Below are 24,271 nucleotides of genomic sequence, written 5' to 3'. Positions count from 1 at the left end.
GAGCCCACGTTACTGACGGTAAGTCAGTTCGGGGTGGCCGGTCGCTGCCAGGAGGGGGAGCCTGTGAACCGACGTCACCGTCGCGGCGCCGCCGCGGCCACCGCGGTGTGCGCCCTGATCGTGCTCGCGGCCCTGGTCCCGGCCGCGTCCGTCCAGGCGGCGCCCGCGCCCACGCCCAGCCGGTCCGGCGTGGCGGAGCAGCAGCCGGAGCGGAGCTTGGAGCAGGTGCGGGCCGAGATCGAGGACCTGTACCGGCAGGCCGCCGCGGCCACGGACGCGTACAACCTCGCCGAGGAACGGGCCGGGAAGCAGTCCGCCGAGGTGGCACGGCTGTCGCAGGCCATCGTGGCGGGGCAGGCCCGGATCGAGCAGCTGAAGCAGCGGGCCGGCGCGGCGGCCCGCGCCCAGTACCGCAACGGCGGCATACCGGACGAGGCCAGGCTGGTGCTCACCGACGACCCGGACCTGTTCCTGGACGGCGCCGGCCGTCTCGTCCAGGGGCTCAAGGCCACCCGTGACCTGCTGGCCGAGCTGGAGCAGCGGCAGACGGACCTCCGGACGTACACGCACGACGCCGGCACCGAGTGGAACCGGCTGGAGCAGCACCGGGCGGCCCAGGAGAAGGCCAGCAAGCGCATCCGGGAGAAGATCGCCGCCGCGGAGAAGCTGGAGTCCCGGCTGGAGGCGGAGGAGCGCAAGCGGCTGCGCGAGCTGGAGCGGCAGGCGCAGCAGCGGTCGCAGACGGCCTGGCTGGACTCCGGCGTCCTGAAGGACGTCGACCGGGCGGCCGGGCCGCAGGGCAGGAAGGCCATCGCGTTCGCGACGGCGCAGACCGGCAAGCCGTACGTGTGGGGGGCGGAGGGCCCGGACTCGTACGACTGCTCGGGGCTGACGCAGAGCGCGTGGGCGGCGGCCGGCCGGGCGATACCGCGGACCTCGCAGGAGCAGTGGCGGCTGCTGCCGCGCGTCCCGGTCGAGGACATGCGCCCCGGCGACCTGATCATCTACTACGCCGACGCGACCCACGTGGCGCTGTACATAGGCGACGGACTGATGGTCCACGCCCCGCGGCCCGGACGGGACGTGACGGTGGCGGGCGCGGGCTCGATGCCGATCCTCGGAGTCGTGCGCCCGGACATGTAGGCGGCCAGGAGGGCACCGGCCGCGGCGCCGCCGACGGGGACGTGCGGGGCGGGTGGTCGGCGGCCGGCGACCGATCGGTGCCGGGCTCCGTGGCCGGGGTGTCCAGGTCTCCGGCGGGCGGCGGACCCGGACGACGAGCGCCCAACGACGGGGACGGGTACAAGCGGTCGGGCCGGCTGGTCGCGGACAGGCGACGAACGGCCGGGTCGGCCGGCCACCGGCAGGCGGCGAACAGTCGGGTCAGCCCGTCACCGCAGGCGGCGAACGCCGAGCGGACAGCCGCCGGCGGGCAGTCGGCTGCGCACTCCCCGGCAGTCGGCAGCCCCGAGCTGCGGCGGACGGCCGCGCGGGGCGGGCCCCACCAGGCGGGCCGGACGGCGGGACGACAGCGCCGGGGCCACCGGCAGGGCGGCCCCGGGCCGCAGGGGCAGGGCGGGCGCACGCGGGGTGGCGGCCGGTCATAGGGGTTCCGGGCGGGAGGGCGGGCCATACCGCACGGAGGAGGCCCCGAAGCGTGATGTTCGTCATGGGGCCCTGCCCAACTACCTCCCCCTTGTGGGGCATATGCCATCTCCTCTTCGGTGATCACCATTCCGCTGGGGCCCCGGGTGCCGCTATGGTCCGGACCGGCGGGGCGTCGACCTGGCGCTCCCGCCGCACCCTCGGGGGGAGGGAAGGAAGCCTTACCGATGCCCGTACCCGCGCCCGTGCCCGCACAGCGACAGAGGGTGCACCCGCTCGACGTGTCGAGCGGTGACCTCACCCTGCTGGTGATCGAGGACGACCCGGCGGGCACGTTCACCGTCCCCGAGCTGGTCGACGCGGCCGGCAGCCGGGTGCGGATCCGCACGGCCAGGAACCTGACCGAGGCCGAGCGGCTGCTCACGGACGACGTGCACTGCGTCCTGCTCGACCTGGACCTCGCGGCGGACGCCCGGCGCGACGGCGACGACCCCCTGGAACCGCTGCACCGCATCCTCCGGCTCGCCCCCCGGCACCCCGTCCTGGTCCTGGCCCGGTCCGAGGGTGCGGAGCTGGCGGCGGAGGCGGTCCGGACCGGGGCGCAGGACCGGCTGTTCCGGGAGGAGTTGGACGGGCCGCTGCTGAGCCGCGCCATCCGGTACGCCGTAGAGCGCAAACGCGCCGACTCGGTGCAGGTGAAGCTGGCCGAGTCCCGGCTGCGGGCCCAGGAGAACGCCCGCCTTGAGCGGGGCCTGCTGCCGACGCCGCTGCTGGACGGCTCGGACCTGCGGTTCGCCGCCCGCTACCGGCCGGGCCGCTCGCGCGCCCTGCTGGGCGGGGACTTCTACGACACCGTGCGCACACCCGACGGCACCGTCCACGCCATGATCGGCGACGTGTGCGGGCACGGACCCGACGAGGCTGCGCTCGGAGTGGAGCTGCGCATCGCGTGGCGGGCGCTGACGTTCGCGGGGCTGTGCGGGGACGAGCTCCTGTCGACGCTGCAGCGGGTGCTGGAGCACGAGCGGGAGAGCGAGGAGATCTTCGCGACGCTCTGCACCGTCGACATCGCGCCGGACGGACGCCGGGCCGGCCTGTGCCTCGCCGGGCACCCCGCGCCGCTGATCGCCCGGCCCGGACAGGGGGCGCGGCTGCTGCCGCACGACGACGGGGGCCCGGCGCTCGGTCTGCTGCCGCACGCCCGTTGGCCGCGCCGCCAGGTGGAGCTGGGCGGCACGTGGAGCCTGATGATGTACACGGACGGGCTGATCGAGGGCCGGTCGGCGGGCCCGGGTTCGCCGCGGCTCGGCCAGGACGGCATGGTCACGATGGTGGAGTCGCTGCTGAACGGCGGCCTGCGCGGCGAGGAGCTGCTGGAGGCGTCCGTGGCGGAGGTGCGGGACCTGAACGGCGGAGAGCTCACGGACGACGTGGCGGTCCTGCTGCTGGACCGGCCGGGCCGCTGAGGTCCCCGTCAGCCGGGCAGCAGGCCGCGGCACCCGGCACCCGGCACCCGGCACCCGGCACCCGGCACCCGGAGCGGACCGTACTGCGCGGCATGCGCAGAGGTCCGTGGCCCTTGGCACAGGGACGCCCCGCGCAACGGCCCGGGCCGCCCCCTGGGGGCGACCCGGGCCTCGGCCTCGGCTGCGGGGTGCTCCTACCGACCGCCGTTGTACGGACCGTACGGCCCGTCGCTGCTGGAACCGCGGCGGCCGCGGCCGCCGCCACCGCCGGACACCTGCTGGAGGGCCGGGCGGACGTCGACCAGGAAGACGATGGTGGCGATGAGACCGGCGATCTGAAGGAACAGCATCGGCAGGAACAGGTCCACCACGACCGTGATGCCCAGGATGATCAGCCAGAACTGCTTGCTCTGCTTGTCTGCGGCCCGGTAGGCGTCCTCGCGTGCCACGACGGCGAAGACGAGCGCCACGACGGCCAGCACGAGCATGGCGAGGAACAGTAGCCCCATGAGGGAGTTGAAGCCGGCCATCAGCATGGTGAGCACCGCCTAGTGAAGTGGTTGGAGCGCCTCGTAGTCACCGTACCCGTACAACGCTCAGGTCCCCGTGAATGTGCCCGGCCGACCCCGGAGCGGCGTCGGCCGGGCCTCGCTGCGGTGCTTACGCGTCGGTGGCGGGCGCGGACTTCTTGGCCGTGCTCCTCCGGGCCGGGGCCTTCTTCGGTGCGGCGGCCTCCGGCGCGGTCGCCTCGGCGTCGGCCTTCGCCCCGGTCTGGCCGGCAGCCGCCGGCCCGGTCTTCGCCGCGGGCTTCGACTCGGCCTTCGGCTCCGGGTCGGGCTCGACGGCGACGGCGATCTCCGTGATCTCCTCGGCGGCGTCGCCCCGCCAGGTCTTCACGGCCTGCTCGCCGCGCTCGGCGACCTTCTCGTACGTCTCCCGTGCCCGCACCGCGTACTCGGCCGCGACGCCCACACCGCGCAGGGCGATGCCCTGGGCGGTCTCGCCCAGCTTCTTCAGGTCCGTGTCGAGGCCGCCCACGAGCTCGGCGAACTTCGTCTGGACGACCGTCTGGGCCTCCTTGGCCTGGGCGGTGACCTTCTGCTGCACGGCCTTGGGGTCGGTGGCGCGGACCTGCTCGATGCGGGCGGGGGCCTCCGTGGCGATCCTGCGCGCCTGCTGCACGGCGAGATCGGCCGTTCCGGCGGCGAAGTACAGGGGGGTGCGCAGCTCGTCGATGATGGCCATGGGGTTGGGTTCCTCCCGTGTAGCGCGGTCAGCGTTCGGTGGTTCCTGCGCCTGCTCCGGCACCGCCGTCGCCCTCCGGCGCGGGGTGGGCGTCGAACCCGTTCTCCTTGCGGAAGGAGTCGTAGATCTGGAGCAGCACCTGCTTCTGCCGCTCGTTGATCGACGGATCGGCGAGGATCGCGGCCCGCGTCTCGACCTCCTCGCGGTCCCGCTCGTCGAGGATCCCGGCGCGCACGTACAGCGTCTCGGCGGAGATCCGCAGCGCCTTGGCGACCTGCTGGAGCACCTCCGCGCTCGGCTTGCGCAGCCCGCGCTCGATCTGGCTCAGGTACGGGTTCGACACTCCGGCCGCCTCGGCAAGCTGCCGCAGCGAGAGCTGCGCGCTGCGCCGCTGCTCGCGGAGGAACTCGCCCAGACTGCCGACGTGAAGCGATGCCATGCCCCGATGCTGCCCCATCGCGCTAACAATTGCAAGCAGATGCTTGCAGTACAGCATGCAGACGTCCGGACGGCGACGGCAGGGAACGGTATGACGCGTCTCGCTGGAGACGATCCGCTCTCGGTCCACCCGAACCATGTGCAGCAGCATCCTCGGCACGAGGGCGCGGACAGGCGTGACTCCGTGCCGGGGCCCGGCGCGCGGACGCGTGCCGGCGCATATCCGGTCGCCCCGGCGGGCGGCGGTGCGTAGGGTCGCCGCATGTCGGTACGGGTCCCCATGCGTCAGGCACTGTCCGCGGCCATGCGCGCGCGGGACAAGGTCGCCGTGAACGCGCTGCGGGCTGCGCTCGCCGCGCTCGACAACGCGGAGGCGGTGCCGCCGGACGCCACCGCTCCGGCCGCCGGCGCCCTGGAAGCGGCGCCCTTCGGGGCCGGCGCCACCGAGGTCGCGCGCCGCGAGCTCACGGAGCACGACGTGCAGGCGATCCTGCGGGCCGAGGTGACGGAACGGCTCACGGTCGCACAGCAGTTGACTGCTCCCCCGCACGCCGAGAGGGCGGATCGGCTGCGCGCGGAGGCCGGGGTGCTGCTGCGGTTCCTCGACGGGGGGCGGGCGGCCCCCGCGTGACACCGCAGCCCACGGGGGCGCGCACCGCGCCACGGGCGCCGAGCCTCGCGGCCTCCGCGCCACGCGGCTCCGAGGGGCTCCGCGCCGCACGGCCGCACCCCGCCCTGGGGCGCGCACGGCCGTAGCCACCTTTTTGCGGGTACTTGTGGGTTCCGTGGGGCCGGGCGACTCTGGTGGTGAGCCGCCCAGCACGAATGAAGGGTGACGGAGCCTCAGGAAGCCTGTTCGCGGGCCCCGGTGAGACGCTCCAGGCGGCGGTGCCCCCAGTCAGCGAGGGGCCCGAGGGCTTCGGACAGTTCGCGCCCGAACGGGGTCAGCGAGTACACGGTCTTCAGCGGCAGTTCCTCGTACACCTCCCGGTGCACCAGGCCGTCGGACTCCATCTCGCGCAGCGCCTGGGTCAGCACCTTCTCGCTGAGGCCCGGTGCGAGCCTGCGCAGCTCCCCCGGTCGGCGCGGCCCCGACTCCAGCAGCCACAGCAGCAGCGTCTTCCACTTGCCATCGATCACGGCGACGGCGGCGGTTACGCCGCACACGTCCGTCTCCTGCGCCCGGCCGCGGGTCATCATCGGTCCTCTCATCGGTGCGTGCTCCGCCGTCGGCGGGCACGCCGCGCGCTCCGCCCGACACTCCACCTGCGTCCTTCTTGTCTTTCTTTCCAACGGAGTTGAGTCATGCCTGCTTCCCCGTCGTCTTCCGCCGCCGCGTCCGTCACGGTGCTCGGGCTCGGCCCCTGGGCCGCGCCCTCGCCGGTGGCTTCCTCGCCGCCGGGGTGCGCACCACCGTGTGGAACCGTACGCCCGGAAAGGACCGCGAGCCGGTGGAGCGGGGCGCGGTCAGCGCCCCGTCCGCCGAGGCCGCCGTCGCCGCGAGCCCGCTGACCGTCGTGTGCGTCGTCGACTACGAGGCCGCCGACGCGGTGCTGCGCCGCGACGCGGTGGCCGCCGCGCTCAAGGGCAGCACGGTCGTGAACCTCACAGCCGACGCCCCGGGACGGGCCCGCGCCACCGCCGCCTGGGCCGCCGACCACGGCGTCCGCTACCTCGACGGCGCGATCATGACGCCCGCGCCGAGCATCGGGACACCCGGCGCGGTGTTCCTCCACAGCGGCCCGAAGGACCTGTACGAGGAGCACCTGCCCGTCCTCCGGGCGCTGGGCGGCACCCACAACCATCTCGGCGAGGACATCGGGCGGGCCGCGGCCTACGACATCGCGCTGCTCGACGTCTTCTGGACCGCGATGGCCGGCTACGCCCATGCCCTGGCCGTCGCGCAGGCGGAGGGCGGCTCCCCGACGGAGCTGGCGCCCTTCGCGCAGGGCATCGCCGCGATCCTGCCGCCGCTCTTCGAGGAACTGGCCGGGAACGTGGAGAGCGGGAGCTTCTCCGGGGCGATCAACCCGATGACCTCGGCGGTGTCCTCCATGTCCCACATCGTCGAGGCGTCCGAGGCCCACGGCATCGACGCCGGCGTGATGCGCGCGGCCGAAGGCATGACGCGCCGCGCCATCGGGCTGGGGCACGGCGGTGACGGCATCATCCGGGTCGCGGAGGTCCTGGGCCGCGGATGAGAGCGGCGGCGGGCGGCCCGACCCCGGCGCGGGCCCCGGTGCGGGGGCCGGCTCCCGGGTGCGTGCCCCTCGGATCCGCCCTCGCCTCGTGCCCGGCCCGAGGGCCGGTCCTCGGGCCGGGCCGGCTCGGCCACAGGGGCGACCGGCACCCGGGTCCGCCGACGCGGCAGGTACCCACCCGCGTCTGAGGAGTCGTACTCAGGCGCGCCGGCTCCCCCGTTCGGACACTGGAAGCCGGACGAAGGGGGAGGGTGTCGTGGGACGACTGCGATCGCGCGCCGAAGTGTGGGTTCCGGCCGGCTACTTGGCCGTGGTGGTCGGACTGGTGGTCTGGGTGGGCGGGCTCGCTTGGACGGGGGAGGCCGGTCTCGCCGCCGTCTGGCCGATCCTGGCCACCGCGCCGCTCAGCCTTCTGGTCCTGCCGCTGCTCGTCCCCGCTCCCGATGCGGGGGGAGCGCCGGAGGCCGTGCCCGTCCACACGGGCCCGAACCCGCCGCCCGAGCCCCCCGCCCACGACGCCACGGCCCCCGAGCCCCTGCCCACCGGGCTGCCCGTGCCCGAGCCGGGCGCCTACGACCCGGCGGGCGCCGAACTGCTGGACCTCGGGGCGGTGTTCGGTCTCGCCGGTGTGCTCCTGGCCTGCGCTCTGGTCAACGCCGTGGCGATCTGGGCGCTGGTGCGCGGCCTGACCGGTGCTTTCGCAGGCCGCCGGCACCACGCCGGCCGGGTCTGACACGGTGGTGCGTGCGCGGGCCCCGCTGCCGCCGGATGCCCGCTGTCGACGCCGACGCGGGGCCCGTCCCACCCGGGCTCATGGTCCGCGCCCCCACGCGCCGGACCCCAGGAGCCGGCGCGGGCTGCGGCGCCGCGGCCCGCGCACGCCGCAGTCCCGCCTGCGTCGGAGCCGTGACCGTTCATGGACGGGAGGGGTCCGGCGGTGCGTCGTCGGGGCACGTCGTCACCGCGGGGCGGGCCAGCAGGTCCGCGACCGCCGCAGCGCAGGCGTCCGGTCCCCCGGGGGCGGCGATCAGGGCCATGCCGAGACGGTCGGCGGAGGAGCGCAGCGGCTGTACCGGGTCGCCGGGCTCCACCTGCACCTCCCAGGTGACGACCCGCGCCGACCCGGAGAGCCCCGGCGGGGGCGACACCGCCGTCACGCGGCCGGGCGGCGCCGTGAGGAACACCGTGGCCGCCGCAGCCACCGGGGGCGCCCCCTCCACCGGGGCCGCCGCAGCCGCCCTCCGTACCCCTCGGGCCGCCGCGGCTCCGTCCCGCGGCGGCCCCGCCGCCTCCCGGGGCCCCGCGGCCGCCGCCGGCCCCGTTGCCGTCCCGGCTTCCGGAACGTCCGGTTGCTTCACGACGGCCGGCAGGCGCTCGCCCACCGCCCAGCCGAGGGCGGCGCGGCGCCAGTCGATGCCGGTCGTGAGGCGGACGAGGTCGGCGATCCCGTCCCCGCCGGGGCGGTTGTGGGTCTCGATGACGGTGACCCGGCCGTCCTCGCCCAGCTTCACCTCCGTGTGGCTCGGTCCGTCGACCAGGCCCACCGCGTCGAGCAGTCCGGCCACGGCCCGCTCGACGCGCCTGCCGTCCGCCTCCGTCAGGCCGGGCGGCGGCATCAGGTGCGCCAGCTCCACGAAGCCGTCCGGTGAGGTCCGCTTCTCCGCGATGCCCAGCATCCGGTGGCGCCCGCCCCCGGACAGCGACTCGACGCTGAACTCCCGCCCGGGGACGTACCGTTCGAGCATCGTGCCGGGGTTCCGCCTGCTGTCGGGAAGGTCCTCGGGACGCCGGAGCAGGGACACGGCGAGGCTGCCGGTCCCGGCGACCGGTTTGGCCACGACGGCCGCGTTGCCGGTGAACAGCGCGCCCACCACGTCCGGCGGGGCGTCGCCCGGCGCGTACGGGGGGTTCAGGTGCGGCGCCGCACGGTCCAGGAGGCGCCGCATCCGCAGCTTGTCGCGGGTGTCCCGGACGGCTTGCAGGGGCACGCCGGTGACACCGAGCCGCTCCGCAGCCGCGGAGGCCGGTTCGAGCCCGAGCTCGGTGAGGGACACCACCGCGGTCGGCGCCAGGGGCGCAAGGACCTCGTCCACGAAGGGCAGGAACGCGGGCGGGTGCTGGTAGTCGACGTCGTACACGACGGCTGTGGCGTCCACGGGGCGCGGCGCGCCCGGCAGACGGACGTGCACGACCTGGACCGGGAGCGTGGCCGCCGCGGCCGCCACGTCTCCGCTCGCCCCGAGCACCACGAGCGGACCGGACACTCCCCCACCCCCGGCATCCTCAAGTCCCCGTATATCCGGCGGACCTGATCGTAGCGGCGGCCCCGTCCCCGCGGAGCGGAGTCGCCCGTCCGGGCGCGACGGTCTCGTCCTACCGCGGCGGGCACCGGACATCCGCCGCCCACCGGCCCGCTCGTCACGTCGCTGCGCACTCGGCTGCCCGCCCACCCGCCGGAACCGCACCACGGACCGCGTCCACCCCACCCGCCGGTACCGCACCACGGGCCACGCCCGCCCCACCCGCCGGAACAGCACCACGGGCCACGCCCACCCCACCCGCCGGAACAGCACCACGGACCACGCCCGGCTGGTCCGCGGGCCTTCCGGCGGTGTGCGTCGCCCCCGTCGGGTACGCGCTCCCGCGTGCGGACCCGCTGACCGTGGCGGCCGCCCGGGGCACGGCGGCCGGGGTCACCGCCCGCGGTCCGCCGCACGCGGCAGCAGGGGCCACTCCGCGGGCGCAGCCGCGCCGGACGGCGCGGGCCGCTCAGAAGATGTCCGGGCACCACGCGCGCCGTGCCGCCCGCAGCATCAGGTCGGCCGCGGCGGCAGCCCCGGGGCGGGCCTCCTCCACCCGGCCCAGCGCCGCCAGTCGCACCGCCGACTCGTCGCCCAGGTACAGCGCGCCCAGTTCCGCGACATCCAGCACGAGGTCCGCGGACGCCGTGGTGGGCGTGCAGGACGCGCCCTCCGGTGACGCCTCCAGCAGGAACCTCCCCCCGCTGAACCCGGCCGCGTCCCGCACGTCCAGCACCAGTGACCCCGGCACGGCGTACGTCCGCGCCTCCAGCGCCCGCGGCACGTCGAGGATCCGCAGCCACAGCATGTCCGCGTGCGTCAGCACCCGGGCCGCACGCGGGTCGGGCAGCAGGAGCGGCAGCAGGTCGTCCGGCGCACGGTAGCCGCTGCGCACCCGCGTCACCCAGTCGATCGCGCACACGTAGCGCCACAGCGCCAGTTCGGCGTCCGGGGTGGCCGCGAGCAGTTCGTGGACGGTCACCGTGTTCACCGGCTGCTTGGCGTCGTCCCACTTGTCGTCCGAGGCGTACGCCACATAGCCCTCCACCTCCCCGGCCGGGGACCGGTACGCCGCGTAGAACGGCTCCTTCCACCCGTCGCCCGGATGCGGGTCCAGCCCGGTGCTGCGTTCCCACATGCGGGTGGAGCGGCTCACCATGCCGTGCCGCAGCGCCCGTACCCGGTCGTGCAGGGCCGGGCCGAACGCGCGGACGGCCGCCCCGTCGACCAGATCGACGCGGCCGCCGTCGGACGGGCCGGACCAGCGCGGGTCGAGCCCGGCCCGCAGCAGGTCGACCTCCCACACGGTCGACCAGGTGGCGGGCCCGAAGCCGTACCGCCCGTAGATCGGGTACTCGGCGGCGATCAGCGACGCGAGGACGTCACCGCGCCGCCGTGCGTCCGCGAGGCCCTCGGCCATCATCCGGCCGAGCAGCCCGCGCCGCCGGTGGGTCGGGGACACCGTCACTCCCGACACCGCGCTGGTGGGCACCGCCGCACCGCCGACCGCGGTCACCTCCTGGGCGAACGTGTGGTACGTCGCGACGCAGCGCCCGCCGTCGAACGCGCCCCACGTGCGGTCCGGTTCGAAGGCGCGCAGCCGGATCGTCACCTCCTCGTCCGACACGACCGGTGGATTCAGGAAGCCGGTCTTCTTGGCGCGGACCCAGTCCGCGAACTCGGCCTCGCCGACGGTGCGGACGACTGCGGAGGGCTCGGCGCCGGAGGAGCCCGCGGCGGGGGCGGAGGGGCCGGCCGGGCTGTCCGAGGCACGGGGGTCGTCCGAAGCAGCGGGGGCGCCCGGCGCGGGAGTGGTGCCCGAGGTCGGAGGGGCACCGGGCGGGGGAGAGGCGGACGAGGCCGGATGGGCGCCTGCCGCTGCGGAGGCACCGGACGCCGGCGGGCCGTCACCCCCCTGCGGGGTCCCGGAGGCGGGGGTGGTGGAAGGAAGCGGGGCGGGAGAGACGTCCGAGGCGTCGGGGCTGTCCGAGGTGTGGGAGGCGTCTGAGCTCATGCGCGTCACGCTAGGCGGCCGCCTCCCCGGGCCGCACCCCGGTTTCCGCCGGGCGCGGGGATCAGGCCAGCAGGTCGTCCACCTGCGCCTCGCCCTCCCGGTACCGGCGGGCGATCTCCGCGCTGCACTCGTCCGCGGTGCGCTGGAGCTCCTGGCGCTGCCGCGACACCTGCTGCTCGTAGCGGGCCAACCGGCCCATCGCCTGCCGCAGTTCCTCGTCCGTCCGGGCCGCCAGGTCGGACAGCTCCACCTCGGCGAGCATCTCGGCGGCCAGCCGCCGGTACTCCTCGCTCCGCGGCGTCGACAGCGTGAGGTGCCGTGCGGAGCTGCGTCGGGCGCCCCTCGGCGACGGGCTGTCCAGCAGGATCTCCGACAGGCGGTGCACCACGGGCACCTCGGGGTCCGCCCGTCGCGCCAGCTCGGCGCGCAGGATGTCGATCCGGCCCTGCAGCAGCCTCCGCACGTAGCTGAGGTCCGCTTCGTCCGTGTGCGAGTCGCGGCGCAGGGCGCGCAGCTCCGTCAGGCACAGCGTCCGCAGTGCCCCGGGGGCGTCCGAGGCGGCCCGGCCGCACGGGGCCGCGGAGCCTCCCGCCGTGCCGGACGGGGCCCGCTGGACCGGTGGGCGGGTCCGTTCGACAGCCTTGCCGGATTCGGCGCAGGTGGTCGACACGGAACCGGGGCGCTGCCCGGCGCCAGGTGTGCTCATGTGAATCCGTCCCCTCGACCGGTGCTCACGGGCACCGCCTGACACGCATGGTGCCATTCCCGCATGCCGTGTGCAGGTGCTCTGCACCCGTTCGGCCCTCGGTAAGTTGGGTGGCATGCGAGCAGTGGTACAGAGAGTCGACGGGGCACGGGTCGACGTGGCCGGCGAGACGGTCGGCGAGATCGTGGGCGAAGGGCTGTGCGTCCTCGTCGGGGTCACGCACGGCGACACGCGGGAGCAGGCCGCGCAGCTGGCCCGCAAGCTGTGGTCCGTCCGCATCCTGGACGGCGAGAAGTCGTGCTCCGACGTGAATGCACCCTTGCTGGTGATTTCCCAGTTCACCCTGTACGGGGACGCCCGCAAGGGCCGCCGCCCCACGTGGAACGCCGCGGCCCCGGGGCCGGTGGCGGAGCCGCTGGTGGACGAGGTCGTCGCTCGGCTGCGGGAGTTGGGCGCCACCGTGGAGACGGGCCGGTTCGGTGCCGAGATGCGGGTGTCGCTCACCAACCACGGCCCGTTCACGGTGCTGCTGGAGGTGTGACCCGGGCCCGGGACCGGTCCGGGCGTCGCCCGTCAGGGTCCGGTCCGGCGCACCCGCCGGGCCGGGGAGCCCGGCCCGGCGGGTGCGCCGGGTGCGGACCGGGGGCGCCGGCCGGCCCCGGGCGGTCAGTCCTGCGGGACGCCGGCCGGGGGCCGGGCGGTCAGGGCTGGACGACGGTCTCCTGCGCGGCCGCCGTGCCGCCCGCCAGCAGCGGCGCGTCGACCGGCACGTTCCGCTTCACCAGGGCGAGCGCGATGGGGCCGAGCTCGTAGTGGCGTACGGCGGTGGTGACGAAGCCGACCTGGCGGCCGTCCGGGCCGTCCGCGGCCAGCCGCACGGGCGCGCCGTGCTCCGGCAGGTGCACCTCGCTGCCGTCCAGGTGCAGGAACACCAGCCGGCGCGGCGGCTTCCCCAGGTTGTGGACGCGGGCCACGGTCTCCTGACCGCGGTAGCAGCCCTTCTGCAGGTGGACGGCGGAGCCGATGAGGCCGATCTCGTGCGGGATCGTCCGGTGGTCGGTCTCGAAGCCGAGACGCGGCCGGTGCGCCTCCACCCGCAGCGCCTCGTACGCGAGGACGCCGGCGGGGGGCCCGTGCCGCTCCGCGTACGCCTCCAGGTCGGCGCGCGGCAGGAACAGGTCGCGGCCGTGCGCGGTCTCCCGGACGACGACGCCGTCGGGGGTCTCGGCGAGGGAGCCCGCCGGCAGGTGCACCACGGCGGTGTCGCCGGTGCGGTCGGCGACCTCGACGCGGTAGAAGAACTTCATCGACTCCAGGTAGCCGATAAGGGCTTCCTGCGTGCCGGGTTCGACGTGCGCCCAGACCGTCTCACCGTCGTCGACCAGGTACAGCGCGTGTTCGATGTGGCCGTTCGCCGACAGGACCAACGCGTCGGCGGCCCGGCCCGCGGGCAGCTCGCTGACGTGCTGGGTGAGCAGCAGGTGCAGCCAGCTGAGCCGGTCGTCACCGGTGACGGTGACGACGCCGCGGTGGGACAGGTCGACGAGGCCGTCGCCCGCGGCGAGGGCGCGCTGCTCGCGGAACGGGTCGCCGTAGTGGCCGGCGACGCCTTCGTCGCGTCCCTCGGCGGGGACCGCGCCGGGCAGGGACAGCAGAGGGCTCTTCATGGCGTCCAGCCTAAGGCCCCGCGGGCGGGGCACCGGGGGCGCGGGCACGAGGAAGCGGGTCCCCGCGGCGGTCACACGGGACGGGAGGCCTACGGCGTGCCGCCGGTACCGCCGTCAGGCGCGTCGGCGGCACGGCCCTCGGCGGCGCCTGCGGCCCCGGCAGCACGGTCGGCGTCGGCGGCCTTGCGGGTGCAGTCCGCGCAGCGCCCGAAGATCGCGAAGTGCTTCATGTCCGTGTCGAAGCCGAAGGAGGCGCGCAGCTTGGCGGTGAACTCGGCGGCCACGTCGACGTCCGCCTCGATGACCTCGCCGCAGTCACGGCAGACGAGGTGCAGGTGGTGGTGGCGGGCGGCGAGGTGGTAGGTGGGCGCGCCGTGCCCGAGGTGGGCGTGGCTGACGAGCCCGAGTTCCTCCAGCAGCTCCAGGGTCCGGTAGACGGTGGAGACGTTGACCCCGGAGGCGGTCTTGCGGACCTCGTTGAGGATGTCGTCGGGGGTGGCGTGCCCCAGCACGTCGACCGCCTCCAGGACCAGCTGGCGCTGGGGCGTCAGCCGGTAACCGCGCTGCCGAAGATCACTCTTCCAGTCGGTGCTCACCACGCGCTCCAGTGTAGGAGGACGGAGCCGGTTTCCCGGGGGCTACCGGAAGAACGGTGCCCTTTCCGCGGGTCCGGCGCTCCCCCGGGCGAGGGCCGGGGCCCCGTGCCGGGGGCGCGGCCGGCTCGGGACGGCGAACGCCGCCGGGCGGCCGCTCCGTGCGGCGGCCATCCGGCGGCGTCGAGGTCCTGCTCGGCGTCGACGGCCTACTTGAAGAAGGCGATGCCGTCGTCGGGGAGGTCGCCCAGGCTCTTGGCCAGGGCCTCGACCTCCTCGGGGGTGACGACCTTCTTCAGGTGCGCCGACATGTAGGGCCGCAGGGGGACCTCCGGCGTGGCCTTCTCGCCCACCCACATGAGGTCGCTCTTCACGTACCCGTAGAGGCGCTTGCCCCCGCTGTACGGGCCGGCCGCGGCGGTCCGGGCGACGGCGTCCGTGGCCAGGTCGATCTGCGGCTTCTTCTCAGCGAGCTCGCCGTACCAGACCTCGACGACGCCCTGGTCGCGGATCATGACGACCTCGACCTTGCGGTCCTGGGCGACGCGCCAGTAGCCGCTCTCGGTCTCCAGCGGGCGGACCTTCTTGCCCTCGGCGTCCAGGACCCAGGACCGGGAGACGTACTCCAGGAAGTCCCTGCCGTCATGGGTGAAGGTCACGGACTGGCCGAAGTTGCACTTCTCGTCACCGGGGAAGTCGAAGACGCCGGCTCCCTCCCACGTCCCCAGCAGGAACGCGAGCGGAACGAGGTCGGGGTGCAGGTCGGACGGAATCTGGATCATGGTGTCTGGCTGCTCTGCAGATCTGTGCGGCGGCGGGGGGCGGAGGCTGCGGCGGCGGACCCGGCGGGGGTCAGCGCTGGCCCTGGTACAGCTTCTTCACGGTCAGCCCGGCGAAGGCGAGGACGCCGACGCAGACCAGGACCAGCAGGGCGGAGAAGAATGCCTCAAGCACGGGGTGCTCCTCGATGGGCGGTGGGCGGACGGAAAGGGGCCGGGTCCCAGCGTAATGGGTGACGTCCGGGCCCCGGCGTGTGAGGTGGCGCTCAGCCGGGCCGGGAAGCGGTGCCTACTGCGGACCCGAGCCCGGTTTCCGCTTGCCGTCCAGCTCGTCCCACCACGCGTCGGACTGCGCGTCGCCGGTCGGGTCGTCCCACCAGCGGTCGTCCGGGCCACGCCGGTTCGCCACCCACGAGGCGATCGGCGGCAGCAGGGCGGCGGCGAACGCCAGGGCGACGGCGGCCTCCGTCGACCAGAGGCGCACGAAGGTCCACGCGCTCACGAAGAGGACCAGGCAGGCCCCCATGATCGCGAAGTAGGCGCGCCTCCGCCGTTCGTACACGCCTTCAGCGTACGGCCGGTGCGCCGCCCGCGTCCGGCGGCGCCGCAGCATTCACGGGGCCGCGCGTCGGGCGCGCACGTGCGGCGGTTGCGGGCGCGGAGCAGGGCGCCGGGCGGGACGGGGTCGCGCGGCCAGGGGCCCGCGGGCCACTCGCCGCGGGCCGTGCGGCGGCACGGGCGGCGGGTGCGCCGGTAGCCGCCAGGCCGGCGGGGTGTACGCGGCTCGCCGGTGAAGGGGCGCGGGACCCCGGGTCCGTCGGCCTGCGCGAAGACCGAAGGACCGCACCTCAAGTCCCGGAAAGCGTCCAACCCCCAGGAGGTGCGGCCCTTCGGCCGTTCAGGAGACGCGGTCTCAGACCGCGATCGCGACCTCGGCGAGGCCGCCCGTCTGGACGACCACCGTGCGGTCGGCCGCCTCGGCGCCCGGCACGAGGGCGCGGAGCGTCCAGGTGCCCTCGGCCGCGTAGAACCGGAACTGGCCGGTCGCGGAGGTCGGGACCTCGGCGGTGAACTCGCCGGTCGAGTCCAGCAGGCGGACGTAACCGGTCACCGGCTCGCCGGCGCGGGTCACCTGGCCCTGAATGGTCGTCTCACCGGGCTTGATCGCGGAGGCGTCGGGGCCGCCGGCCTGTGCTCCACACATGGTGCATCTGTCCTTCGTTGTCGCAGGTCGACGGATTACTTGGCGGGGCCGAGCTCGATCGGCACGCCGACGAGGGAGCCGTACTCGGTCCAGGAACCGTCGTAGTTCTTGACGTTCTCCTGGCCGAGCAGCTCGTGCAGCACGAACCAGGTCAGCGCGGAGCGCTCGCCGATGCGGCAGTACGCGATGGTGTCCTTCTCCAGGTCGACCTGCTCGGCGGCGTAGAGGGCCTTGAGCTCGTCGTCCGACTTGAAGGTGCCGTCGTCGTTGGCGTTCTTGGACCACGGGATGTTGCGGGCGGACGGCACGTGGCCGGGGCGCTGCGACTGCTCCTGCGGAAGGTGCGCCGGGGCGAGCAGCTTGCCGCTGAACTCGTCGGGCGAGCGCACGTCGACCAGGTTCTGGCTGCCGATCGCGGCGACGACGTCGTCGCGGAAGGCGCGGATGGAGGTGTCCTGGGCCTTGGCCTTGTACTCGGTGGCGGGGCGGTTCGGGACCTCGCTGCCGTCGACCAGGTCGCGGGAGTCCAGCTCCCACTTCTTGCGGCCGCCATCGAGGAGCTTGACCGACTCGTGGCCGTACAGCTTGAAGTACCAGTAGGCGTACGAGGCGAACCAGTTGTTGTTGCCGCCGTAGAGGACGACCGTGTCGTCGTTGGCGATGCCCTTCGCGGAGAGCAGCTTCTCGAAGCCCTCCTGGTCGACGAAGTCGCGGCGGACCGGGTCCTGGAGGTCCTGCTTCCAGTCGATGCGGACGGCGTTCTTGATGTGGTTCTTGTCGTACGCGGACGTGTCCTCGTCGACCTCCACGATGACGACCTTCGGGTCGTCGAGGTGGGCCTCGACCCAGTCGGCGTCTACCAGGACGTCGCTGCGGCTCATGCTGTCTTCTCCTCCGGGGCAGTGTGCGGCGGGATGATGCTGGTGCTGACGGTGCACGGACCGCGCCGGGCGCTCTCCGCTGGCGCACTCGGATACGAGGGTGCGGGGCGGCTGCGGCGCGGGGAAGGCCCTCCGGCGCGGAAGGGCCGAAAAGCGCGGGGTGCTCGGAGGCGCCCCGCTCAGACAGTGCGACAGAGCATGGCGGCGACGCGGCACAGGTCTACTGCCCGCCGCTTCGTGAGGTCCGCCTGTCGCTTCATCATGGCCCCGATCGTAGGGACGGATGGGCGGCCGTGTCACCGGTGTGTCATATATCGAGACGGGATCATCCGCATGGCGGGATAGAAGGTGGGTCGGCACCCCCTTCCGGACGGCGCCCACCGGAGCGTTTCGGCCTTTCGTCTAGGGTGCGGACGGCTGCGTCTCACCATGTGGCCGAAGTGGCCAGGAAGGCCGCCCTGAGGCCGCCTGCGACGAACGCCCCGCGCCCCTGCCGGCCGGGCGGACGCGCGACCGCACCGCCCCCGGCCGGCGGGGCGGCCCACCGCGCGGCGCGGCCCCCGGCGGACGGCGGTGGGGCGGGGCGGCAGGCGGGCGCCGCACCCCGGGAGGCGTCCGAGGAGCCGTCCCGTCCCCGTGCCGGGCCTTCACCGCTCCAGGACGACGTCCGCCCCGCCCACGCTCACCATCAGGCCGTCGGGCGCGGCCTCGACGTGCCGTATCTCCAACCCGGCGGGGAAGCCCGTCACGTCCCGCTCGAAGTCGGTCCGCTGCCGGACCAGTTCCTCAAGGCCCGGGAAGCCCTGGCCGGGCACCTCGTCGGCACGCACCCGGATCGTGTCCCCGTCGACGGCGCTCACCGTGGAGACCACACTGCGGGTGATCTTCTGCCCGAGCAGTTCCACGCTTCCCGTGACCTTGATCTTGCCGTCGCCGCCGTACCCGATGGTGACGTCGCTCTCCGAGACCTTTGCCAGCTCGTCGTAGGGGACGCGCGCGGTGCCGGTCGCGGTCGCGGCGACGGCCCGCGTGTAGTCGCCCTCCACCCGAACGCCGTGCAGTTCCGCGGTGAGTTCGCCGAGCCGCACCTGCTTGCCCCCGACGGTCGCGGCCGCGCCGGTCATCGCCAGGTCGACCTGCTCGAACCGCCCGTCCAGGAACTGCGTCAGGAACGGGAAGCCCCGGATGGACACCTCCGGCTGCGCGCTCAGCCCCTGCGCGGCCCGCAGCCGGTCGGCGGCCTCCGACTCGGCGGCGCTCACGGCGAGCCGGTCCCCGACGGCCAGCAGACCGCCCAGGACGACGGCGATGGTCAGCAGTATCCGCAGTGCTCGCAAGTCGGCGCTCCCCCGCTGCTCGTACGGCCGGTTCCGGACGGTCCGGGCCCGGTCACCCCCACGGGTATACGGCCCCGGGTCACCGATTGGTTCCCCCGACAGCTCCTGCGTCACACACGCCACACCCGGCCGGCCCCCGAGGGGACCGGCCGGGACGGCTCAGCCCAGCGCTCGCCCCAGCAGGTACAGGACGGGCGCCGCCAGCGCCAGCGGCAGCGCGACACCGGCCGTCATGTGCACGAACCGGGACGGGTAGTCGTAGCTGGCGACCCGCAGGCCGATCAGCGCGCAGGCCCCTGCGACGAGCCCCAGGCCCGCGCTCACGAGGCCCGTGCCCGTGCCCACCGCCGTGCCGGCCGCGACCCCCGCGCCGGCTGCCGCGAGCAGCGCCGCGGCCAGGGAGCCGGGACCGGGCAGCGGCAGCGCGCGGGCCGCGGTCGCGGCGGCCACCGCGAGGGCGCCGACGAACGGAGCGTCCGACCCGGCGGCCAGGAAACCGGCGCACACGACGGCCAGCGCCGACGAGGCGACCGTCGCCATCAGCCCGTACATCCGCTCCTCCGGCGCCGCGTGGCTGCGCAGCTGGAGGACCAGGACGAGCAGCACCCACACGCCGAGCGTGCCGAGGATCGCGGCCGGGGCGTGCTCGCGGCCCGCGGCCAGCAGCACGGCGTCCGCGACGACACCGCCGAGGAAGGCCAGCGCGATGCCCTGCCGCGCCGGCCACATGCCGTTGAGGCGGAACCAACCGGCGGCCGTCACCGCCTGCAGCAGTACGACCGGCACCAGCAGGGCGTACGGGCCGACGGCCGCGCCCGCCGCGAGCAGGACGCCCAGCAGCACGGTCAGCCCCGCGGGCTGGATCCCGGGGGCGATGATCGGCGACCGCCCCTCGGCGCGGGCCCGCTGCGCGTCCGTGACGCGGGCGTTGCCGAGGGTGGTGGGAGCGCCGTACGCGGGCCCGGGCCCGCCCTGCGCGGTCTCCGGTGCGGGCGGGTACGGGGAGGGCCCGGCGGGGCCGGCCGGCGAGGGGTCGGTGTGCCCCGGCTCCGCCGCGTACGGGTCCGGGCCGTACCCCGCCGGCGCGTCACCGGCCGGTCCCGGCCCCGGCGCGTACGGGTCCGGGCCGTACCCGGCCTGTGCGGCCCCCGCCGGGTGGGCGGCGGCACCGTACCCGGCCGCGCCCCCCTCCGGTCCGTGGCCCCGGCGGTACGGGTCCGCCCCGTACCCGTCCGGCGCGGGCTGCGCGGGCCCCGGGGCGTACACCGGGGAGCCGTGGCCGGGGTGCGCGGGCGCCGGGTCCGCCACCGGCGGCAGGTAGGCGGTCGGCGCGTCGTACGCCGCCGGTGCCGGGCCGGTCTGCTGCGGCGGCAGGTACGCGCCGGTGGCCGGGCCGGTCTGCTGCGGCGGCACGGCGGGCTGGTAGTGGGTGTCCCAGGTCTGGCCCTCCCAGGTCTGCGAGACGCCCTGGTCGACGGGTCCGTCCTGCGGCCCGTCGCGGTGCCCGCCCCCGTGGGCACCGTGGTACGGGTACTGCTGATCGCTGCTCATGCTGCTGGGGTTCACCCTCCTGCGAACGGCGGGAGCACCTCGACCGTGCCGCCCTCGGCCAGCCGTACGGTCTCATGCGCGCGCGTGCCCACGGGGTCGCCGTCCACCAGGAACGAGCACCGCTTCAGCACCCGCTCCAGCTCCCCGGGGTGCCGCTCGCGGGCGGCGTCGAGCGCCTCGGCCAGGGTCTGGGCGGCGTACGGCTCCTCGGCGGTACCGGCGGCGGCCTTGGCCGCGGCCCAGTAGCGGATGGTTCCCGCTGCCATGGGGGCTCCTTTCGTCAGGGTTCCATCATGGGCCACGCGTCCCGCGGGCCCGCCGTCAGCCAGTGGCCGATACGGCCCAGCAGGGCGTCGTCCGCGGCGTTCTCGGCGTGCCCCATCCCCCGCTCCAGCCACAGCTCGGCGGCCCCGCCCGCCGCCTCGGCCAGCGCCAGCGGGTGGTCGAGCGGGAAGTACGGGTCCCGGTCTCCGTGCACCACGAGCAGCGGCACCGCGGGGACAATCAGCGGCACCGCCTCCACCGGCGACAGCGGCACCGGGTCCCAGTCGCGGTCGTGGATCCGGGTCCGGAAGCCGTAGCGGCCCACCAGCCTCCCCGCGGGCCGCGTGATCAGCCAGTGCACCCGCCGCATCGGAGCCGTACCGCGGTAGTACCAGCGCGCGGGCGCACTGACGGACGCCACGGCGTCGGTCCGCGCCTGTGCGCTCCCCCCGCGCCCCGGCTCGTACAGGGCGGCGTGCCGCAGTACGACCGACCCGCCCATGGAGAACCCGACGGTCACCACGCGGTCGTACCCCAGCTCCCGCGCCCACGCCACGGCGGCCGCCACGTCGAGGACCTCCCGGTCCCCCACCGTGGAACGGCCGCCGGAGCGGCCGTGGCCGCGGAACGAGAAGGTCACGACGGCCGCGCTGCGGGCCAGCACCCGGGCCGCGCGCCGCAGCGCCGGGCGGTCCACGGAGCCCGTGAAGCCGTGCGCGACGACGATCGCGGTGCCGCCGCCGCCCGGAGGGCGGGCCGCCGTGCAGGGGTCGTGGCGCGCGTCGACGGGCACGCCGTCAGAGGTGCGCAAAAACCTCCGCAAGGTTGCGCGGGGACGGCCGCCGGACGACGAGGGGAAGACCACACTGTGAAACGGACCCTCTGTCCCCGAAGTCATGTGGGCTATTCTGGCGGGCAGAGGATCCGGGCAGAGCAGCCCCCGGGTCCTTTTGTGTTTTCCGGCCGGTGTTACAGGCGGGTGAACAAGGGCTCTCAGGGCGCGGGAGCCGCAGGGAAAGAGCCAGTGCCGCAACGTCCTCGCAGGGACCGAGGAGGAACCGACGTGATGGGCCAGCCGACCGTGCACGACCGCAGGACGCCGAACCCGGCATGGGGGCTCCCCCTGCTGCAGCGCAGTACGGAGTGCGGAGGAGGCACCCGATGAGCTCTCTGCTGCTCCTGACCAACGCCCTCCAGCCGTCGACCGAGGTGCTTCCGGCGCTCGGCCTGCTGCTGCACAACGTGCGGGTGGCCCCGGCGGAGGGGCCGGCGCTCGTCGACACCCCGGGAGCCGACGTCATCCTGGTGGACGGCCGCCGCGACCTGCCGCAGGTCCGGTCGCTGTGCCAGCTGCTGCGCTCCACGGGCCCCGGGTGCCCGCTGCTGCTGGTGGTGACCGAGGGCGGGCTCGCCGCCGTCACCGCCGACTGGGGCGTCGACGACGTGCTCCTCGACACGGCGGGCCCCGCCGAGGTGGAGGCGCGGCTGCGGCTGGCCCCCGGCCGCCAGCAGCTCACCGTCGACGACTCCCCCATGGAGATCCGCAACGGCGACCTGTCCGTGGACGAGGCCACGTACAGCGCGAAGCTGAAGGGCCGGGTCCTGGACCTGACCTTCAAGGAGTTCGAGCTGCTGAAGTACCTGGCGCAGCACCCGGGCCGGGTCTTCACCCGCGCCCAGCTGCTCCAGGAAGTGTGGGGGTACGACTACTTCGGCGGCACCCGCACGGTCGACGTCCACGTGCGGCGGCTGCGGGCCAAGCTCGGCCCGGAGCACGAGTCGCTGATCGGCACCGTCCGCAACGTCGGCTACCGCTTCGTGGCCCCGGAGAAGGTGGAGCGCGCGGCCGAGGAGGCCCGGGCGGAGGCGCGCGCCGGGGCGCACACGCAGCGGGCCGTCCCCGACGTCCTCCGTATGGAGCAGGCGGAGGAGGCGCAGGAAGCCGCCGTACGCCCTGCCCGCAGGTAGGTCACCCCGCGTAGACTGCCGCGCGTGGCCAAGGTGACGCGGGACGACGTGGCACGACTTGCGGGTACTTCGACCGCGGTCGTGAGCTACGTCATCAACAACGGACCCCGGCCGGTCGCCCCGGCCACGCGCGAGCGTGTCCTCGCCGCCATCAAGGAGCTGGGCTACCGGCCCGACCGGGTGGCCCAGGCGATGGCGTCGCGGCGGACCGACCTCATAGGCATGATCGTGCCCGACGCGCGGCAGCCGTTCTTCGCGGAGATGGCGCACGCGGTGGAGCGCGCCGCCGCCGACCGCGGGAAGATGGTGCTGGTCGGCAACTCCGACTACCGCAACGAGCGCGAGCTGCACTACCTGCGGGCGTTCCTCGGGATGCGGGTCGCCGGGCTGATCCTGGTCAGCCAGGGCCTGAGCAAGCAGGCCGCGGCGGAGATCGAGGCGTGGGACGCGCGGCTGGTGCTGCTGCACGAGCGCCCGGAGGCCATCGACGACGTGGCCGTCGTCACCGACGACATAGGCGGCGCCCAGCTCGCCACCCGCCACCTGCTGGAGCACGGCCACCCGTACGTGGCCTGCATGGGCGGTGTCGAGGGCACCCCGGCGGTGGGCGACCCGGTGACCGACCACGTGGAGGGCTGGCGCCGCGCCATGCAGGAGGCCGGGCTGTCCACGGAGGACCGGCTCTTTCACGCCCCCTTCAACCGCTACGACGCCTACGAGGTGGCCCTGAAGATCCTTTCGGGCCCCGACCGGCCCCCGGCGGTCTTCTGCTCCACGGACGACCAGGCGATCGGCGTGCTGCGCGCGGCCCGCGAGCTGCGGCTCGACGTGCCCGGCGACCTGGCGGTGGCGGGCTTCGACGACGTGAAGGAAGCGGCCCTCACGGACCCGCCGCTGACGACGGTCTCCTCCGACCGCCCCGCGATGGGCCGCGCGGCGGTGGACCTGGTCCTGGACGACTCCCTGCGCGTCGCCGGCTCGCGCCGCGAGCGCGTGAAGCAGTTCCCGTCGGCCCTGGTGGTCCGCCGCAGCTGCGGCTGCGACGGAGCCTGAGGCCTGCCGGCCCGGGAGCGGGGACGTGCAGATTCCTGTACGTGAAGCGGGAGGCCGCCATGAAGACGACGTCCTGCAGTGAGCCCCGGAAGCGCTACGCGGAGACGCTGATCCCGGTCGTCGACGACGGGGAGGCAGTGGCCGTCACCCGCGCCGGGCACGAGCCGGTCGTCATGGTGGCGCTGGACGACCACCAGGCTCTGAAGGAGACGGCGTACCTCCTCAGGAGCCCGGAGAACGCCCGGCGCCTGCCCGCCTCCGTCGAGCGCCTGGAGAACGGCGGCGGCACAGTGCGGGAGCTCACGGAATGAAGCGTGTCTGGGACGAGTCCGCGCGGGAGGACTACGTCTGGTGGCAGGTCCAGGACCGGAAGGTCCTCAAGCGGATCGACACACCGCCCCGGGATGTGGCGCGCAGCGGAGACGAGGGGATGGGCACACCGGAGCCGCTCAGGCACGGCTTCCACGGCTACTGGTCGCGCCGCGTCACCGATGAGCATCGCCTGGTCCACACGGTCGTCGACGACGAGGTCCGCGTCGCGGCCTGTCGCTACCACCACGGCCGGTAGGCACGCCCTCCACCGGTGGGCCGGCGCGGTTCTGCCGGGGCTTTCAGGCGGCGCTCAGGCTCCTCTCATCTGCGCGCCCCACAGTGGTACCCATGACGGACCACCACCGCCGCCACGACGGCCTCCCGCGCTACGGGAACGACGACGCACCGGACCGGTACGCGGGGTTCGACGACCCGGTCCACCCCCTGCCGACGGTCTACGGGCAGCCGGAACCCCGGCAGCACGCGTACGGTCGGCACGCCTACGGGCAGCCCCCGTACGTCCCGTCCGCGGACCGGCAGCAGGCAGCCGGGGAGCCGACGCACCCGCAGCCCGCGTACGGGCAGCCGGCGCACGCGGTGTACGCCGCCGGGCCCGGGGACCACGGGGACGGCTCCGGCGCCCCGGCGGGCCCCCCGCTCCCACCGGTGCCCCCGGCGGTACCGCGG

General features: G+C 74.9%; 27 protein-coding genes and 2 pseudogenes. 11 read left to right on the top strand and 18 right to left on the bottom strand.

Translation table 11 applies throughout. The features are described from left to right. The first annotated feature begins 63 nt into the window (after positions 1 to 63). Entirely contained in the window at positions 64 to 1,143 is a 1,080-nt protein-coding gene (locus BJP40_RS13460) for a C40 family peptidase (RefSeq protein WP_071280569.1), read from the top strand. 689 nt (positions 1,144 to 1,832) lie between these two features. Further along, complete coding sequence (locus BJP40_RS13455) at positions 1,833 to 3,071, top strand: PP2C family protein-serine/threonine phosphatase (protein ID WP_079171152.1); 1,239 nt, start codon at positions 1,833 to 1,835, stop codon at positions 3,069 to 3,071. Between the two features lie 194 nt (positions 3,072 to 3,265). On the opposite strand, the gene BJP40_RS13450 is transcribed toward BJP40_RS13455, so the two are convergent. The 3 genes from BJP40_RS13450 to BJP40_RS13440 form a co-directional block, all read right to left on the bottom strand. Continuing rightward, positions 3,266 to 3,607 (bottom strand): DUF2516 family protein, encoded by a 342-nt coding sequence (locus BJP40_RS13450; RefSeq protein WP_071269074.1) that lies wholly within the window; start codon positions 3,605 to 3,607, stop codon positions 3,266 to 3,268. Positions 3,608 to 3,731: 124 nt separating this feature from the next. Beyond that, positions 3,732 to 4,316, bottom strand: coding sequence for a hypothetical protein (locus BJP40_RS13445; protein ID WP_071269071.1), 585 nt, complete (start codon positions 4,314 to 4,316; stop codon positions 3,732 to 3,734). Between the two features lie 28 nt (positions 4,317 to 4,344). Beyond that, complete coding sequence (locus tag BJP40_RS13440) at positions 4,345 to 4,755, bottom strand: helix-turn-helix domain-containing protein (protein WP_071269070.1); 411 nt, start codon at positions 4,753 to 4,755, stop codon at positions 4,345 to 4,347. A 303-nt stretch (positions 4,756 to 5,058) separates the two neighbouring features. Between BJP40_RS13440 and BJP40_RS13435 the strand changes: the two genes are divergently transcribed. Then, the gene (locus BJP40_RS13435; RefSeq protein WP_071280633.1) at positions 5,059 to 5,385 is read left to right on the top strand and encodes a hypothetical protein; all 327 of its coding nucleotides are present in this window, start codon (positions 5,059 to 5,061) and stop codon (positions 5,383 to 5,385) included. A gap of 212 nt (positions 5,386 to 5,597) precedes the next feature. Here BJP40_RS13435 and BJP40_RS13430 read toward each other — a convergent pair whose 3' ends face one another. Next, positions 5,598 to 5,951, bottom strand: coding sequence for a helix-turn-helix domain-containing protein (locus tag BJP40_RS13430; protein ID WP_071269072.1), 354 nt, complete (start codon positions 5,949 to 5,951; stop codon positions 5,598 to 5,600). A 108-nt stretch (positions 5,952 to 6,059) separates the two neighbouring features. On the opposite strand from BJP40_RS13430, the pseudogene BJP40_RS13425 reads away from it, so the two are divergent. Continuing rightward, positions 6,060 to 6,955: pseudogene (locus BJP40_RS13425) on the top strand (NAD(P)-dependent oxidoreductase). A gap of 256 nt (positions 6,956 to 7,211) precedes the next feature. After that, on the top strand, positions 7,212 to 7,688 hold the full coding sequence (locus tag BJP40_RS13420) for an SCO4225 family membrane protein (RefSeq protein WP_143065943.1): 477 nt from the start codon (positions 7,212 to 7,214) through the stop codon (positions 7,686 to 7,688). 181 nt (positions 7,689 to 7,869) lie between these two features. Here the strand turns inward: BJP40_RS13420 and BJP40_RS13415 are convergent, their stop codons facing one another. From BJP40_RS13415 to BJP40_RS13405, 3 genes are all read right to left on the bottom strand, one after another. After that, the gene (locus BJP40_RS13415) at positions 7,870 to 9,219 is read right to left on the bottom strand and encodes an ATP-grasp domain-containing protein (protein WP_071280567.1); all 1,350 of its coding nucleotides are present in this window, start codon (positions 9,217 to 9,219) and stop codon (positions 7,870 to 7,872) included. A 505-nt stretch (positions 9,220 to 9,724) separates the two neighbouring features. Beyond that, positions 9,725 to 11,269 (bottom strand): GNAT family N-acetyltransferase, encoded by a 1,545-nt coding sequence (locus tag BJP40_RS13410; RefSeq protein WP_079171151.1) that lies wholly within the window; start codon positions 11,267 to 11,269, stop codon positions 9,725 to 9,727. 61 nt (positions 11,270 to 11,330) lie between these two features. Then, positions 11,331 to 11,975: an ABC transporter substrate-binding protein gene (locus BJP40_RS13405; RefSeq protein ID WP_071273592.1), complete on the bottom strand. Its 645-nt coding sequence runs from the start codon at positions 11,973 to 11,975 to the stop codon at positions 11,331 to 11,333. A 115-nt stretch (positions 11,976 to 12,090) separates the two neighbouring features. On the opposite strand from BJP40_RS13405, the gene dtd reads away from it, so the two are divergent. After that, positions 12,091 to 12,516 (top strand): D-aminoacyl-tRNA deacylase, encoded by a 426-nt coding sequence (gene dtd / locus BJP40_RS13400; RefSeq protein WP_071273595.1) that lies wholly within the window; start codon positions 12,091 to 12,093, stop codon positions 12,514 to 12,516. Positions 12,517 to 12,676: 160 nt separating this feature from the next. On the opposite strand, the gene BJP40_RS13395 is transcribed toward dtd, so the two are convergent. The 11 genes from BJP40_RS13395 to BJP40_RS13350 all read right to left on the bottom strand — a co-directional run bounded on the left by BJP40_RS13395 (position 12,677) and on the right by BJP40_RS13350 (position 21,149). Continuing rightward, complete coding sequence (locus BJP40_RS13395) at positions 12,677 to 13,642, bottom strand: folate-binding protein YgfZ (RefSeq protein WP_071269509.1); 966 nt, start codon at positions 13,640 to 13,642, stop codon at positions 12,677 to 12,679. Positions 13,643 to 13,731: 89 nt separating this feature from the next. Further along, positions 13,732 to 14,241, bottom strand: a complete 510-nt coding sequence (locus BJP40_RS13390; RefSeq protein ID WP_071269511.1) for a Fur family transcriptional regulator — start codon at positions 14,239 to 14,241, stop codon at positions 13,732 to 13,734. A gap of 203 nt (positions 14,242 to 14,444) precedes the next feature. After that, positions 14,445 to 15,017 carry an FABP family protein gene (locus BJP40_RS13385; protein WP_071280566.1) on the bottom strand — a complete coding sequence of 191 codons (573 nt, stop codon included), beginning with the start codon at positions 15,015 to 15,017 and terminating at the stop codon, positions 14,445 to 14,447. Positions 15,018 to 15,303: 286 nt separating this feature from the next. After that, on the bottom strand, positions 15,304 to 15,576 hold the full coding sequence (locus BJP40_RS13380; RefSeq protein ID WP_071280632.1) for a DUF3099 domain-containing protein: 273 nt from the start codon (positions 15,574 to 15,576) through the stop codon (positions 15,304 to 15,306). A 351-nt stretch (positions 15,577 to 15,927) separates the two neighbouring features. Further along, on the bottom strand, positions 15,928 to 16,218 hold the full coding sequence (locus BJP40_RS13375; RefSeq protein WP_071269517.1) for a DUF1416 domain-containing protein: 291 nt from the start codon (positions 16,216 to 16,218) through the stop codon (positions 15,928 to 15,930). A gap of 35 nt (positions 16,219 to 16,253) precedes the next feature. Beyond that, positions 16,254 to 17,099: a sulfurtransferase gene (locus BJP40_RS13370; RefSeq protein WP_071280565.1), complete on the bottom strand. Its 846-nt coding sequence runs from the start codon at positions 17,097 to 17,099 to the stop codon at positions 16,254 to 16,256. 179 nt (positions 17,100 to 17,278) lie between these two features. Next, the gene (locus tag BJP40_RS36295; RefSeq protein ID WP_350203226.1) at positions 17,279 to 17,359 is read right to left on the bottom strand and encodes a putative leader peptide; all 81 of its coding nucleotides are present in this window, start codon (positions 17,357 to 17,359) and stop codon (positions 17,279 to 17,281) included. Between the two features lie 387 nt (positions 17,360 to 17,746). Continuing rightward, positions 17,747 to 18,436, bottom strand: coding sequence for a DUF2993 domain-containing protein (locus BJP40_RS13365; RefSeq protein WP_071280564.1), 690 nt, complete (start codon positions 18,434 to 18,436; stop codon positions 17,747 to 17,749). Positions 18,437 to 18,595: 159 nt separating this feature from the next. Continuing rightward, positions 18,596 to 19,987, bottom strand: a complete 1,392-nt coding sequence (locus BJP40_RS13360) for a hypothetical protein (protein WP_071280563.1) — start codon at positions 19,985 to 19,987, stop codon at positions 18,596 to 18,598. Positions 19,988 to 19,998: 11 nt separating this feature from the next. Beyond that, a complete protein-coding gene (locus BJP40_RS13355) occupies positions 19,999 to 20,253 on the bottom strand; it encodes a MoaD/ThiS family protein (RefSeq protein WP_071264444.1) in 255 nt (84 codons plus the stop codon). Positions 20,254 to 20,267: 14 nt separating this feature from the next. Then, on the bottom strand, positions 20,268 to 21,149 hold the full coding sequence (locus BJP40_RS13350) for an alpha/beta hydrolase (protein WP_079171149.1): 882 nt from the start codon (positions 21,147 to 21,149) through the stop codon (positions 20,268 to 20,270). Between the two features lie 263 nt (positions 21,150 to 21,412). Here BJP40_RS13350 and BJP40_RS13345 point away from each other — a divergent pair, with 263 nt between their 5' ends. The 5 genes and pseudogenes from BJP40_RS13345 to BJP40_RS13325 form a co-directional block, all read left to right on the top strand. Continuing rightward, positions 21,413 to 22,219: a response regulator transcription factor gene (locus BJP40_RS13345; RefSeq protein WP_071280561.1), complete on the top strand. Its 807-nt coding sequence runs from the start codon at positions 21,413 to 21,415 to the stop codon at positions 22,217 to 22,219. Positions 22,220 to 22,243: 24 nt separating this feature from the next. Then, positions 22,244 to 23,272: a LacI family DNA-binding transcriptional regulator gene (locus BJP40_RS13340; protein WP_071280560.1), complete on the top strand. Its 1,029-nt coding sequence runs from the start codon at positions 22,244 to 22,246 to the stop codon at positions 23,270 to 23,272. A 59-nt stretch (positions 23,273 to 23,331) separates the two neighbouring features. Continuing rightward, positions 23,332 to 23,583: a type II toxin-antitoxin system Phd/YefM family antitoxin gene (locus tag BJP40_RS13335; protein WP_071280631.1), complete on the top strand. Its 252-nt coding sequence runs from the start codon at positions 23,332 to 23,334 to the stop codon at positions 23,581 to 23,583. Beyond that, positions 23,580 to 23,840 carry a Txe/YoeB family addiction module toxin gene (locus BJP40_RS13330; RefSeq protein WP_071280559.1) on the top strand — a complete coding sequence of 87 codons (261 nt, stop codon included), beginning with the start codon at positions 23,580 to 23,582 and terminating at the stop codon, positions 23,838 to 23,840. The genes BJP40_RS13335 and BJP40_RS13330 overlap by 4 nt, the downstream gene beginning before the upstream one ends. A 92-nt stretch (positions 23,841 to 23,932) precedes the next feature. Next, positions 23,933 to 24,271: pseudogene (locus BJP40_RS13325) on the top strand (hypothetical protein); the annotation flags it as partial.

It is taken from the genome of Streptomyces sp. CC53 (assembly GCF_001865245.1).
In the GTDB taxonomy this organism is placed as follows: domain Bacteria; phylum Actinomycetota; class Actinomycetes; order Streptomycetales; family Streptomycetaceae; genus Streptomyces.
This window is presented reverse-complemented; position numbering and strand designations above follow the sequence as displayed.

Coding starts and splice junctions, on each gene's coding strand:
- BJP40_RS13455 (WP_079171152.1), top strand. CDS start 1,833: ATGCCCGTACCCGCGCCCGTGCCCGCACAGCGACAGAGGGTGCACCCG.
- BJP40_RS13450 (WP_071269074.1), bottom strand. CDS start 3,607: ATGCTGATGGCCGGCTTCAACTCCCTCATGGGGCTACTGTTCCTCGCC.
- BJP40_RS13445 (WP_071269071.1), bottom strand. CDS start 4,316: ATGGCCATCATCGACGAGCTGCGCACCCCCCTGTACTTCGCCGCCGGA.
- BJP40_RS13440 (WP_071269070.1), bottom strand. CDS start 4,755: ATGGCATCGCTTCACGTCGGCAGTCTGGGCGAGTTCCTCCGCGAGCAG.
- BJP40_RS13435 (WP_071280633.1), top strand. CDS start 5,059: ATGCGCGCGCGGGACAAGGTCGCCGTGAACGCGCTGCGGGCTGCGCTC.
- BJP40_RS13430 (WP_071269072.1), bottom strand. CDS start 5,951: ATGACCCGCGGCCGGGCGCAGGAGACGGACGTGTGCGGCGTAACCGCC.
- BJP40_RS13410 (WP_079171151.1), bottom strand. CDS start 11,269: ATGAGCTCAGACGCCTCCCACACCTCGGACAGCCCCGACGCCTCGGAC.
- BJP40_RS13405 (WP_071273592.1), bottom strand. CDS start 11,975: ATGAGCACACCTGGCGCCGGGCAGCGCCCCGGTTCCGTGTCGACCACC.
- dtd (WP_071273595.1), top strand. CDS start 12,091: ATGCGAGCAGTGGTACAGAGAGTCGACGGGGCACGGGTCGACGTGGCC.
- BJP40_RS13395 (WP_071269509.1), bottom strand. CDS start 13,642: ATGAAGAGCCCTCTGCTGTCCCTGCCCGGCGCGGTCCCCGCCGAGGGA.
- BJP40_RS13385 (WP_071280566.1), bottom strand. CDS start 15,017: ATGATCCAGATTCCGTCCGACCTGCACCCCGACCTCGTTCCGCTCGCG.
- BJP40_RS13375 (WP_071269517.1), bottom strand. CDS start 16,218: ATGTGTGGAGCACAGGCCGGCGGCCCCGACGCCTCCGCGATCAAGCCC.
- BJP40_RS13370 (WP_071280565.1), bottom strand. CDS start 17,099: ATGAGCCGCAGCGACGTCCTGGTAGACGCCGACTGGGTCGAGGCCCAC.
- BJP40_RS36295 (WP_350203226.1), bottom strand. CDS start 17,359: ATGAAGCGACAGGCGGACCTCACGAAGCGGCGGGCAGTAGACCTGTGC.
- BJP40_RS13360 (WP_071280563.1), bottom strand. CDS start 19,987: ATGAGCAGCGATCAGCAGTACCCGTACCACGGTGCCCACGGGGGCGGG.
- BJP40_RS13355 (WP_071264444.1), bottom strand. CDS start 20,253: ATGGCAGCGGGAACCATCCGCTACTGGGCCGCGGCCAAGGCCGCCGCC.
- BJP40_RS13350 (WP_079171149.1), bottom strand. CDS start 21,149: ATGACTTCGGGGACAGAGGGTCCGTTTCACAGTGTGGTCTTCCCCTCG.
- BJP40_RS13345 (WP_071280561.1), top strand. CDS start 21,413: ATGAGCTCTCTGCTGCTCCTGACCAACGCCCTCCAGCCGTCGACCGAG.
- BJP40_RS13335 (WP_071280631.1), top strand. CDS start 23,332: ATGAAGACGACGTCCTGCAGTGAGCCCCGGAAGCGCTACGCGGAGACG.
- BJP40_RS13330 (WP_071280559.1), top strand. CDS start 23,580: ATGAAGCGTGTCTGGGACGAGTCCGCGCGGGAGGACTACGTCTGGTGG.